The sequence below is a fragment of the Streptomyces sp. PCS3-D2 genome, from assembly GCF_000612545.2.
In the GTDB taxonomy this organism is placed as follows: Bacteria; Actinomycetota; Actinomycetes; order Streptomycetales; family Streptomycetaceae; genus Streptomyces.
Map to the genome: position 1 here is coordinate 2555408 of NZ_CP097800.1, position 11553 is coordinate 2566960.

Consider the following 11553-nt stretch of genomic DNA (forward strand, 5'->3'; position numbering starts at 1 on the left):
GCAACTACCGTGCGCGTTCGCATGCTTACGGAAAGAGACGGCCTTCTTTTTGTGCGCACAGGGAAACCGATAGGGCCCGGATTCCGGAAGTCTCCGACATGACAAGCGATCCCCCAGCAGCCTCACCCTCGTCCAGCCCAGGCCAGGTGCCGGCCATCAGCCCGGAGCTCCTCGACCGTGCTCGCGCCGGCTGGGAGCGCTTCGTTGCCTCCCTTGAGGAATCATCCGATGACTGAACGGTACGAGTACCTTCCTCACCCCCTGCTGCGCCGCCGTGTACGCGATGTCACGTCCGGGATCGAGGGCGAGCTCATGGCTGTGATCAGCGAGGACGTCTCGGACTCGGTCCATCCCCTCTGGGTGGACCTGGCCTATGTCCGGGGGCCGTCCGGCCGCGAATTCTCCACTGCGGTCGACAACATCGAGTCAGCCGACCTTCCCCCCGGGTCACCACACCTGACCGGCCGGCACGAACCGGACAGACGAGGGGACGGACGGGCTCCCGAACATCCCTGACCACCGCCCCGGCGAAACACCGCCCACCGCAGCCGGTGTGCCGCGATGTGGCACACCCGTGCGGAGTTCGCCTGCACCGTTCGCAGCACGGCGGGGCGGCGCCTCGCGCCCCGCTCCCCAGAGGGCGGGTGGGCAACCACCGGCTCGGGTGGTGGGGCCGGGGGGTGGGGGCGCCGAGTACGCAGGCACGCGTACCCGCCCCTCCCCCGCCCGCGTCGGCGCCCCGTACCGCCCTTACGGCTGTGGCTCGAAGTCCCAGTACGGTCTGGAGCGTTGTTTCGCCGAGACCGTATGGACGTGTTGGGCGCCCAGGGTGCGGGTCAGGCCCTTGATGCCCGCGTCCTCGTGTGTGCCGGCCTCCGTGTCCTCGCGTACGGACCGCAGGTCAGCGGCCAGGGCGATCTGAGCGCTCAGGGTCATCGGGTGCTCGGGGCCCAGGACCCGCTCGGCCGTGCGCAGGGTTTCCCGGCTCAGGTCCAGGGCGTCCTCCAGTCGGCCGTTGATGTTGCGGTGTCCGGTGGCGTTGAGGGCGCAGCCGAGGGTCCAGGGGTGCCGGCTGCCGAGTGCGCCGCGCATGCCGACCAGCGCCTGCTCGGCCAGGGAGAGGCCCTCGGCGCGTTCGCCCTGGGCGCGCAGGACCAGGCCGAGGTTGCCGACCGTGCCGATGCTGTACGGGTGGGCGAGGCCGAGCTGCGACTGGTAGCCGCGGACCACGTCCTCGGAGATCCGGCGGGCCTCGCCGATGTCGCCGTACTCCCTGAGGTAGGTGGCGTAGTCGGAGGCGACCATCAGCGTCCACGGGTAGTCGACGCCGAAGACGCGGGTCGCGCGTTCCCAGACGGTGCGCAGGCGCAGGCCGGCCCCCGGGATGTCGCCGGAGCGGCGCAGGCACAGGCCGAGGTTGTGTTCGGCGCGCAGGGTCTGGGGGTGGCCGAGTCCGAGTACCTGGGTGTTGAGTTTGACGCCCTGTTCCTGCCGGGTCTGGGCCTCTCGGTAGCGGCCCATGAGCCGGAGTCCCATGGCGCACGCGATGCCGGAGGCGAGGGTGGAGATGTGCAGGGGCATCAGGACGCGTTCGCGGCGGCGCAGGGTGTCCAGGTCGAGGTCGTAGGCGTCCTGGTAGCGGCCGAGCAGCCGGTAGGTGGCGGCGAGGTTGTTCTGGGCGTCGAGGGTGATGGAGTCGTCCTCGCCGAGCAGTTCGCGGTAGGTGGCGAGGCAGTGCTCGAAGATCTCGCGGGCGGGTTCGAACTTGGCGATGCAGAGTAGGACGCCGCCGTAGGCGCTGGTGGCGCGCAGGCTCTCCAGGTCCTGGTCGCCGCGTTCGCCGGTGAGCCGGTCGGCGACGGCCCGGGTGAGGGTCTCGGCGCGGCGGAACAGGCCGAGGTTGCGCAGGGAGTTGCCGTACTGGTAGCTGAGCTCTCGGACCTTGGGGTGGTCCTCGCCGAGCCTGGCCCGCCAGATCTGGTCGGTCTCCTCGCACAGGTGCAGGCAGGTGCGGTATTCGCCGGCGAGGATCAGGTAGCGCAGGCAGTGCAGCAGGAAGTTCTGGATCCGCGGGTTGCTGCTGGTGATGGCGCCGGAGGGGAGGAGGTGGGGGACGAGTTCGGCGTAGCGGGGCCAGAGCCGGGAGTCGGAGGGCCGGCCGGGGTCGGCGGCGGCGAGGACCTGGCGGACCGCCCGGGCGAGTGGCTCGGCCTCCTCCTCGGAGAGGTCCTCGCGGACGATGCCGTGGACCATGCGGTGGAGCTGTACGGTCTCCAGCCCGCCGCCGCCCTCCTCCACGGGGAGGTCGGAGTACTCCAGTCGTACGACGGAGAACTGGACGAGCTTGTTGAGCGCGCCGTTCCACCGGATCTGGTCGTTGATGAGGCCGGCGAGCTGTTCGGGCACGTCGTCGGCGGGGAATTCGCGCAGCAGGCGCAGGGGGACCGGGCCGGGGGCGAAGAACACGAACAGCCGCAGCAGGGCGAGGGCGTCGGGGAAGTTCTCCCGGACGTTGTTGAGGAGTATGGCGAGGGCGGTGGGGAAGGGCAGCGGGTAGTCCTCGGAGACGGTGACGGCCTCGCGGGAGTCCATCCGGCGCTGGAGGAGGGCGAGGTAGTCGCCGACGGGCAGCGGGGAGTCGGCGAGCCAGCCTGCGGTCTGGTCGAGGGCGAGCGGGTAGTCCTCCAGGGCCTCGGCGAGCTGGTCGGCCTCGTCGGCGGTGAGGCGCAGGGCGCGGCGGCGGATGAAGGTGATCGATTCGGGGCGGGCGTAGAGGGGGACCTCGACGAGGCTGGTGTGCCGGGCGGCCCATTCGCGGTTGCGGGAGGTGATGATGACGTCGCCGGAGCCGCCCGAGGGGAGCAGGTCGATGAGGTCGTCGGGGTTGTCGCAGCCGTCGAAGACCATCAGCCACCGGCTGAACGGGGTTCCGCGGCGCAGCGCTTCGAGGACGGCCCTGATCTGCTCGCCGTAGCTGCCGGCGCCTCGGGGGAGGCCGAGGGCGGGGGCGAGTTCGGCGAGGCGTTCGCGCAGGGTGGGGCGGTCCTCGGCGGGGACCCACCACACGACGTCGTACTCGGAGGCGAAGCGGTAGGCGTATTCGGTGGCGACCTGGGTCTTGCCGACGCCGGAGAGGCCGAGGAGGGTGACGGTGGACGCGCCGGGCGGTGCTTCGGCGAGGGCCTGGCGCAGGGTGCCGATGACGTCGTTGCGGCCGGTGAAGCGGGGGTTGCGGCGCGGGACGCGGCCCCAGATCTCGGGCGGGTCGTTGGGGAAGCGGGGGCCGCGGCGGCCGGTTTCGGTGCCGATGCGGTCGGTGGGCAGTTCGAGTCGGCGCAGTACGCGGTATTCGGCCTCGTAGGCGTCGAGGCCCCACAGGTCGGTCTTCTCCAGTACGGCGACGGCGCTGGGCAGGGGCGCGTCGGTGAGGCAGACGGCGGCGAATCGGTCCGGGTGGGCGTCGGTGACCGCGCGCAGGGCGGTGTTCCACTCGTCGTCGGTGTGGGTGCCGGCGGAGAAGTAGCGTTCGCTGAGGACGAGGAGGACGCGGCTGCCGGAGCGGGCGAGGTCGTCCAGGGCCTGGGTGAGGCCGGGGCTGTTCTGCGGGTCCCAGCGCTGGAGGGCGACGCGGTGGCCGTGTTCCTCCAGGCGGTGGGCGATCCACACGGCCCAGGGGCGGTTGAAGCCCGCGAAGCTGATGACGAAGCGCTGGGGCCGCTGGGGTTGCTGCGGCAGGAGAGGCTGCTGGGGCTGTTGCGGTTGGGGAGGCTGTTGCGCCGATTCGCGGTCCTGCCGGCTACCGGTGGTCATGCGGCCGTCTCCCTGGGCTGCGGGCGGTGGACGGGACTGAAAAGGTACCGCAGCGGACGGCCCGTCAGACCTTGGCGAACGGGGCGAGTTCGGGGTGTTCCTCGCACCAGGCGCGGCGTTCGCGGTCGACGGTACGACGGGCCGCGGCGTGCTGGTCGCCGGGGGGCGGGAGCTCGTCCATGGCCCGTTCGGCGGCGGCCATGGCGTCGGTGAACTCCCGTCCCGCCGTGGTCAGTCGGTCGTGTGCGCGCAGGGCGGGGAGGACGGCGGCGACCTGGGCGCGGATGCGGGCGTGCTGGGCCCAGGCGCCGCGGGCTCCGTAGAGCGCGGCGCGCTGCCAGTACCCGGCCAGCGCCAGGTGGGCGTAGGTGCCGTGCAGGAGTCCCTCCAGGGGGCGGGGGTCGCTGCGCCAGGGGGCCCAGTGGCGGGGCGCGGCGTCGGCGGTGTGCAGGGTCAGGACGTCGGCGAGGGCGGTCAGTTTGCCGTGCTGCACCTCGTGGACGAGGGTCGCGGCGAGAGCGGGCGGGGCCTGTGCGCGGGCGAGCACGGATCCGGCGGCCGCGGGCAGGGTGGCGCCGCTGGAGCGGGACCCGCCGGCCAGCGGTACGAGGGAGCGCAGCAGTTGTACGGTCTCCTCCGCGCGGACGGTGTCGTAGCGCTGGAGCAGGGTGAGCGCGCCGGACCACTGGGTGTCCCACCGTTTGTGGCCCTTGGCGGTGAGGCGGCGGGCGGGGCGCAGGGGTGCGGGCCGTGCGGGGCAGGGGGCCCGGTAGGGGTCGAGGTCGTCGAGGGCGGTGCGGCCTCCGGGCAGTGCGTGCAGGGGCAGTGTGGCGGGGTCGTCGGGGTCCCAGGAGCGTTCGGTGAGCACGAGCGGGCCGGGGCGGTCCGGGCGCAGCAGGCCGAGCGTGGGCAGGACGAGGCGGCCGTGCACGGGCCGAAGGGTGTGGGTGAAGGGGATCCCCGCGCGCAGGGCGGCGGCCGCGGCGAGGGCGCCGAGGTGGGCGAGGTCGGGCGGCGGGCCGAAGGGGGTGTGCAGCCTGCGCAGGGTCTCCTCGGCCCAGACACCGGTGGCGGGGTAGTGCAGTACGTCGCGTACGGCGGCGGGGGCGCGGCGTTCGGCCTCCTCCAGCAGGGCCCAGTGCTCGGCGGCCTGGCCGGCGCTGCCGCCGGGGGCTGCGTCGAGGACGGCGCGGAGCAGGACCAGGCGTTTGGAGCGGCGTACGTCGCGGACCAGGCGGGTGCCTTCCGGGGAGGGCTCGGTGGAGGCGAGGGCGCGCAGGGTGTGGGAGGACACGCTGAAGGCGGTGAGGGCGGCGGTCATGAGGCGGCCGCCGGGGGGCGGGCGGCGGTGGCGCGGCGCGGGCCGCCGGCGGCGTGCTGGACGGCGGCGGCGATGTGCCGGATGAGGACCTGGAGGTCGGCGCAGTAGACGGACGGCTGCCGGAAGCCCTCGCCGGCGCGGTAGCGGTGCGGGTAGTGGCCGCCGCCGCAGACCTCGACGAGTTCGCAGGTGCGGCATCCGGCGGCGAGGGCGTCCCGTCCGAGCTGGCGGGCGGCGAACCCGGGGTGGTCGAGGAGTTGGTCGAAGCTGTGGGTGTCGAGGGCCATGCCGGTGGCCGTGGCCCCCTCGTACGCGGATTTCAGCGAGTCGGCCTGTTCGATGGAACCGTCGGTCTCGATGACGGCGGTGGCGGCGGGCGCGAGCCCGAGGGTCTCGGTGGTGGCGGGCAGTCCGAACAGCAGGGCGATGATCTCTTCGAAGAGGCGGATGCGGGTGCGTCGTGCTCCGTCGCGCCACCAGCGTTCGAAGACGGCGAGGAGCCAGTCGGCGTACGGGTTCCCGCCGGGCCGGCGGTCTGGGCCCGGGGGCGGCGGGGCGCTCCAGTTGGCGAGCGGGAGCAGCAGGCCGACGGTGGGCGGGGCGAAGGCGAGCAGGGATTCGTAGGTCTCCACCGGGTCGTGGGCGAGGTCGACGACGCAGAGCACGCCGGCGTAGCTGTCGGGGTGGCGTGCGAGCAGGCGCAGGCCGCGGGCGGCGGCGCCGAAGCCGGGGCGGCCGCCGTGGTCGACGCGGCGGGTGTTGTGCGCGGGCAGCCCTCCGTCGAGGCTGACGCCGATGCGGATCCCGGCGGCGGCGAGGGCGGCGAGGCGGCCGCGGGTGAGGAGGGTGCCGTTGGTCTGGACGGTGGCGGTGATCCGGGTGCGGGGGGTGGTGGCGGCGAGGGCGGCGCGCACGGCTTCCACGGGCGCGGCCAGTGCGGCGGGGGCCGTGAGGAGGGGTTCGCCGCCGTGCAGGACCAGGTCGACGCGGGGCAGGTCGTGGGCGGCGGCGTGCTCGGCGATCCGCTGCGCGGCGCGGGCGGCGGTGGTCGGGTCCATGGCGACGGGCTGGTCGCGCCAGCCCTGGTCGGCCATCTCGTAGACGTAGCAGTAGGTGCAGGCGAGGTTGCAGCGGCTGCGGGTCTTGAGCACGAACTGGCGGATGGGACGGGCCGGGTGGCCTGCCGCCCGCGCGGCGGCGACGTCGAGCCGGGTGTAGGGCCAGGGGGCGTTGCGGGCGTGCCGGGACGCGTGCGCCGCGGGGCCGGCCGCCGGCCGGACGGGGCCCGGGGCGGTGTGCGGCGCGGGGCCGGCCGGTCCGGCGGACGCGGGTGGCGGGGAGCCGTTCGTGATCGCTCGCCGCATCGCCGCGCTCCCTCCCCGCCCCACCGCCGGGGCGCCCCGGCGGACGGTCCATCCCTGCCCTTCCGCCGGTCCCGGCTAACGGCGGAAAGTGGTCAACTCGCCCGCACCGGACCGCTCTCGGACCTGCGTCCGTGGCCCGAACCCGTGCCCGAAGGGGGCGGTCCGGCAGCGGGGCCGCCGCGTGGGGACGTGCCCGGTGCCGTCGACGCCTTCGGGCCGGGCCGGGCCTGCGGGGCGCAGGGTTCGGGTCCTGGTGCGGGAGGCGGCACGGGGCGGGGCACGGGAGGGGAGGGGCCGGGGGCGGACCTCGGCCGGGCGGGGCACGAGGGCCGGACGCCCCATCGGCGTCGGGATCGCGCCGGGTGTGCTGCCGGGGCGGGCTTCCGGGGACCGGCGGGGGTCAGGCAGCGCTGGAGTCGTAGGCGTTGAGGATTTCGGCCGGGTGGGCCACGCGTTCCACCAGGCCTTCGATCACCTCGGCCAGTACGGGATGGTCGATCCCACGCAGCGCGGCCAGGTCGAGCCCGGAGAGGTCCGGCAGCCGCCCGGGGCAGCCGGTGCCGGTGGCCGCCGGCACCACGTCCTGACGTTTCGTCACCATGTGCCGCCGCTCCCCATGTCGCGTCGCATTCCGGACGGTCCCCTGCCTTTTCCCCCGGGGCGGTCGGCGGAAACAGCGGGCCGTACCCGCGGTGCGGCCCTCACTGCCCCGCCTCCAGGGCCCGCACCCGCGCGCGCAGCCCTTCGGAGCGCCCGTCGGGGTCGGCACCGATCCGCTTCCACAGCTGTAGCGCCGAGCGGTACTCCTCCAGGGCCGCCCTGGGCCGGGCGAGCCGCTCCAGCACCTCCCCGCGGGACTCCTGCACCCGGGCGGCCAGGCGCAGCGCGGTGTCCTCGCGGCCCGCCCGGCCGTCGGGCTCCTCGCGTCCCTCGTGGTCGTCGCGGCCCTCGCGGTCCGCCTCCAGGGCCGCCCGCCAGGCCAGCCGGTAGGACTCGGCGGCCCGGTCGAGGCGGTCCGCGGCCCGTGTGTGGCCGTGGATCTCCTGCTGCACATCGGCGTGGTCCCGCCAGGCGCGGGCCCGTTCGAGCGGGCCGCGGCTGTTGCGGACGGCCAGTTCCAACAGGTACTCCGCCTCCCGCAGGTCCACCGCGTCCCTGTCGTACGCGTGGCGCAGCCGCAGCCCGGTGGCCAGCCGCACCAGCCGGTGGGCGGCTCCCGGGTCGGACTGCGGGACGGCCGCGCGGCTCTCGCGCAGGACGCGTACGGCCGCCCCGGTGAAGCGGCGGCCGCCGGCGCCGCGGGCGCGTTCCAGCAGGACGTCGCCCCACTCGGGAAGGAGGTCCCGGAAGGCCTCCCCGTCGCGGGGCGCGAGCCTGCGGGCGCGGCCGTAGGCCTCGGCCGCGTCCTCCAGCGCCACCGGGTCGGCGTCGCGGGCGTACCGCTCGCGGTGGACCCGGGCCAGGCACAGCAGGGCGGCCACCCGCAGCTCCGGATCCCCGCCGGTCTCCTCCAGAACGGTGGCCAGCTGCGCGGCGGCCTCCTCCAGCCGCGCCGGAAGGTGCCGCAGCGCGTCGGCCAGTTCCACCCGCACCCGCCCGGATCCGGCCCGGGACACCGCCCCGGATCCGGATCCGGCCGGCGGTGCGCTCAGGGCCGCCGCCAACCGGCCGGCGGCCTCTTCGGCCAGGGCTGTGCGCTCGGCCGGGTCGGGGGTGCGGGGCAGGAGCGCCAGCAGGACCCGGCCGAGGGCCCGGTGCAGCTCGTGGTGGGGTGCGGAGGCAGCCTCCGGGGCCGGTCCCGTGTCCTGCCCTGGTTCCCCGCCGGGGACGGAGCCCGCCAGGGGGGCCAGGGCCGCGCGGGCCGCGCGCAGCGCGTCCGTGTCGTCGCGCAGCCCGCCGAGCCGGATCAGGGTCTCGGCCCGCCGTACCGCGCAGTCCCGCCGCAGTTCCGGTGCGGCGGTGGGAGATGCGGCCGCCGCCGCGAACTCGCGGTCCGCCGCGGCGAGCAGCTCGGGGTCCGGGCCGGCGGCGAGCGCCCGCTCGTACAGCACCCGCCCGCGCGCCGCCCACGCGGCGGCGGTCCGCAGCCCGCTCACGGCCCGCTGGGCCTCGGCGAGGAGTTCCGGGTCGCGTTCGGCCGCCCACAACCGCAGCAGCGCGCCCGCCAGCTCCGTCTCGGCCTCCTCCGGCGGGTCCGCGGGCCCGACCGGGGCCGTGACCGCCCGCCGCAGGACCGCCACGGCCTCGTGCAGGGCCCGCGGACCCGCGTCGCCTTCGGCGTCCGCGTCCGCGAGGCGGTCCCGGGCGGCGCGCACCGCCCCGGCCCGGGCGGGCAGGGGGGCCGCCCGGGTCTCCCGTACCGGCTGCCCGTCCTGCGGTACACCGGGCAGGAAGCGCCGTACGACTTTGGCCGAAACCTGTGCGAAGGCCTGCGGGAGCCGCCCCCCGGGGTCCTGTTCCCCGTCGTCCGGCTCGGCGGCCTCCACCAGCGGTGCCATGCCGGTCAGCTGTGCGACCGCGAGGGCGGGGAAGTTGCGCACGCCGGCGCCGAAGTGCGCCCCTACGTACTCCGAGCAGTGTTTGAGGACCAGCGCGGCCTCGTCGCGGCCCAGCGGCCCCAGCAGTACGTCCTGTACCCCGGGCACGAACTCGTACCAGTGTCCCGGGCCCGGTGCGCTGCGCCTCAGCAGCCCGCTGAGCAGTACTTCCGCCAGGTCCGACGGCTCGGAGTCCGGCAGCATCGTGCGCTGCACCAGGCGCATGACGGGCAGCGTCAGCGGGGCCGCCGACAGGTACACGGCCAGTTGTACGGCGCGGGGCGCGGCCGAGGAGCGGAACCGTGCGACGAGTTCGCGCGGCGGGCGGGCGGCGGGCGGTGGCGGGACGGGCGCGGCCGGGTGGTCCGCCCGTACCCGGCCCACCTCGGCGGCGACCGGTCCGGTGCCGAGGCCGGCGACGAGCCGGGCCCATGCCCCGAGTGCGGTCGGGCTCGGCGGCAGCACCGGCACGGCGATCCCGCCCGCGGGCCGGCCGGGCAGCGGCGGCCGGTCCGGCCGGAACCGCAGCTTCGGTCCGGCACCCTCCAGCCGGGCGAGGGTGCCTCGCTCGGTCGGCAGCCAGCTGCGCCCCCACAACCGCTGCGGCAGGGGCTGGACCACCATGCACGGGGTGCACTCGGCCCAGCGGTGCAGCAGCCGCTGGGCCTGGCCCTCGCGCCACAGCGGCCCGGCGCAGTCGGAGACGACCATGGTCAGGGCCCGGCCGGTCGGGTCCCGCAGCTGGTCACCCGAGCGCAGTGCGGAGCCGGGGCCGGGGCCGCGTCCGAGCGCCGCCGTGCCGTCCTGCCGGCGGTGCAGGTAGTGCACCTGGACGTCTCGGAAGGCCCCCAACCGCTCGCAGACGGAGCGCAGTTCCTCGAACATCTCCTGCCAGACCGCCATGGAGGGGGAGGCGTCCATCACGAGCCGTACGGTTGCCTCCCGCCGGGTCTCCGGCCGCAGCACCGGGATGAGCAGGCCGAGGGCGCGGGCGCTGGCGTCGGCGGTGGCGCCCTCGTCGATCACCAGCCGGGTGGGCGGGGCCGACGGTCGGTGCCGCTGGAGGGCCCGTAGGGCCCGCTGGACGTCGAGGATGCGGGGCAGGGCGGCGGCGCCGGGCACGCGTACGGGTACTCCGTACTCCTCGGGCGACGGCTCGGGCGGCTCGCCCCCGGCCTCGCCGGCGCGGTGCGCCCCGGGTGCGTAGAGCCGCACGGGGTCCTCGGGATCCGCCTCCGCCCGTGCGGGGTCCACGGGCTCCACCACCGGATCATCAGATTCCGCTTCTGGCCCCGGGCCCCGGGTGCCCGGGAGGTCCGGTCCGGGACCGCGGATGTGCCCGGCGAGCCAGAGGGCGTCGGCGAGTTCCTCGGCGGAGGGATCGAGCCCGGCCGCCCGCAGCAGGGCGGCCAGTTCCGGAACGCCGGGTGCGACGGACGGCGGCGCGGCGAGGCAGGGCGGTACGGCGGGTTCGGGCACGGCCGGTCACCTCGGTCGGTCGAGGCGCTGGATGAGCAGGTCCGCGAGGTCCTCCCGGGTCGCCGGGGAGGTGTAGTGGGTCAGGTAGACGGCGTTGAGGAGCTGGTCGGCGGCGACCAGTTCGGACTGCGAGCGGCCCAGGAACTCGCGGATCAGGTCGCCGCCGAGCCGGGCGGCTTCCTCTCCGAGGTGGGCGCGGACCATGGTGGCGAGCCGTTTCTCGCCGGGCTGCCCGAGTTTGAGCTGGATGCAGCGTCGCAGCAGGGCGGCGGGGAAGTCCCGTTCGCCGTTGCTGGTCAGGATGATGAAGGGGAAGGACCGGCAGCGGACCCGGCCGCCCCGCACGGTCACCTTCGCCCCGTCGTCGGTGAGCACCTCGACCTCGGGCTCGGTGTCGGCGACCCGCTCCAGCTCGGGGAGGGCGAACTCCCCCTCCTCCAGCACGTTCAGGAGGTCGTTGGGGAGGTCGATGTCGCTCTTGTCGAGTTCGTCGACGAGCAGCACGCGGGGCCGTGCGGTGGGCAGCAGGGCGGTGCCCAGGGGTCCGAGCCGGATGTACCTGCCGATACCGGGGACCGCGGCGGGTGTTCCCGCCCCGGCCGCCGCCCCGCCGGCCGCGAGCTGCACGTCCTGGAGGCGGGCGAGGGCGTCGTAGCGGTAGAGCCCGTCCTGGAGCACGGTCCGCGACACCACCGGCCAGCGCAGCACCCGCCCCAGTTTCAGCTCGTGGGCGACGGAGTGCGCAAGGGTGGACTTCCCGGTTCCGGGAAATCCGGTCACCAGCAGCGGCCGCCGCAGGTACAGCGCCGCATTGACGGCCTCCAGCTCCTCGGGCTCCGGCCGGTGCAGTTCTGCGGCCTGCCGGTGCGCGCCGAGCCGGCGGGCGACGTTGCCCTCGGCGGCCGCGGCCGGGCCCGGCGCCACGAGGGGCCCGCCGTCGAAGTTCCGCCAGGGCGGCGGGTCGGGCAGGGCGTCGATGCCGTCGTGGGGTTCGCCGACCCCGCGGTAGATGAGCCAGTCGTCGTTCATGGTGCCTGTTCCC

6 protein-coding genes are annotated in these 11553 nt (G+C 75.4%); all 6 read right to left on the reverse strand.

The genetic code is table 11. The annotated features are described in order from the left end of the window. Positions 1-750 precede the first annotated feature (750 nt). Entirely contained in the window at positions 751-3810 is a 3060-nt protein-coding gene (gene fxsT, locus AW27_RS10475) for an FxSxx-COOH system tetratricopeptide repeat protein (RefSeq protein ID WP_078556179.1), read from the reverse strand. Between the two features lie 64 nt (positions 3811-3874). Further along, the gene (locus AW27_RS10480; RefSeq protein ID WP_052030315.1) at positions 3875-5131 is read right to left on the reverse strand and encodes an HEXXH motif domain-containing protein; all 1257 of its coding nucleotides are present in this window, start codon (positions 5129-5131) and stop codon (positions 3875-3877) included. After that, positions 5128-6495 (reverse strand): FxsB family cyclophane-forming radical SAM/SPASM peptide maturase, encoded by a 1368-nt coding sequence (locus AW27_RS10485; protein WP_078556177.1) that lies wholly within the window; start codon positions 6493-6495, stop codon positions 5128-5130. The genes AW27_RS10480 and AW27_RS10485 overlap by 4 nt, the downstream gene beginning before the upstream one ends. 400 nt (positions 6496-6895) lie before the next feature. Beyond that, positions 6896-7096 (reverse strand): FxSxx-COOH cyclophane-containing RiPP peptide, encoded by a 201-nt coding sequence (fxsA, locus tag AW27_RS10490; protein ID WP_037919758.1) that lies wholly within the window; start codon positions 7094-7096, stop codon positions 6896-6898. Positions 7097-7196: 100 nt separating this feature from the next. Further along, positions 7197-10511 carry an SAV_2336 N-terminal domain-related protein gene (locus AW27_RS10495; protein ID WP_052030314.1) on the reverse strand — a complete coding sequence of 1105 codons (3315 nt, stop codon included), beginning with the start codon at positions 10509-10511 and terminating at the stop codon, positions 7197-7199. A gap of 6 nt (positions 10512-10517) precedes the next feature. After that, complete coding sequence (locus tag AW27_RS10500) at positions 10518-11540, reverse strand: AAA family ATPase (protein ID WP_037919756.1); 1023 nt, start codon at positions 11538-11540, stop codon at positions 10518-10520. Positions 11541-11553 lie beyond the last annotated feature (13 nt).

Excerpts from the sequence above, each read along its gene's own strand:
- fxsT (WP_078556179.1), bottom strand. The coding sequence starts at position 3,810 with ATGACCACCGGTAGCCGGCAGGACCGCGAATCGGCGCAACAGCCTCCC.
- AW27_RS10480 (WP_052030315.1), bottom strand. The coding sequence starts at position 5,131 with ATGACCGCCGCCCTCACCGCCTTCAGCGTGTCCTCCCACACCCTGCGC.
- AW27_RS10485 (WP_078556177.1), bottom strand. The coding sequence starts at position 6,495 with ATGCGGCGAGCGATCACGAACGGCTCCCCGCCACCCGCGTCCGCCGGA.
- fxsA (WP_037919758.1), bottom strand. The coding sequence starts at position 7,096 with ATGGTGACGAAACGTCAGGACGTGGTGCCGGCGGCCACCGGCACCGGC.
- AW27_RS10500 (WP_037919756.1), bottom strand. The coding sequence starts at position 11,540 with ATGAACGACGACTGGCTCATCTACCGCGGGGTCGGCGAACCCCACGAC.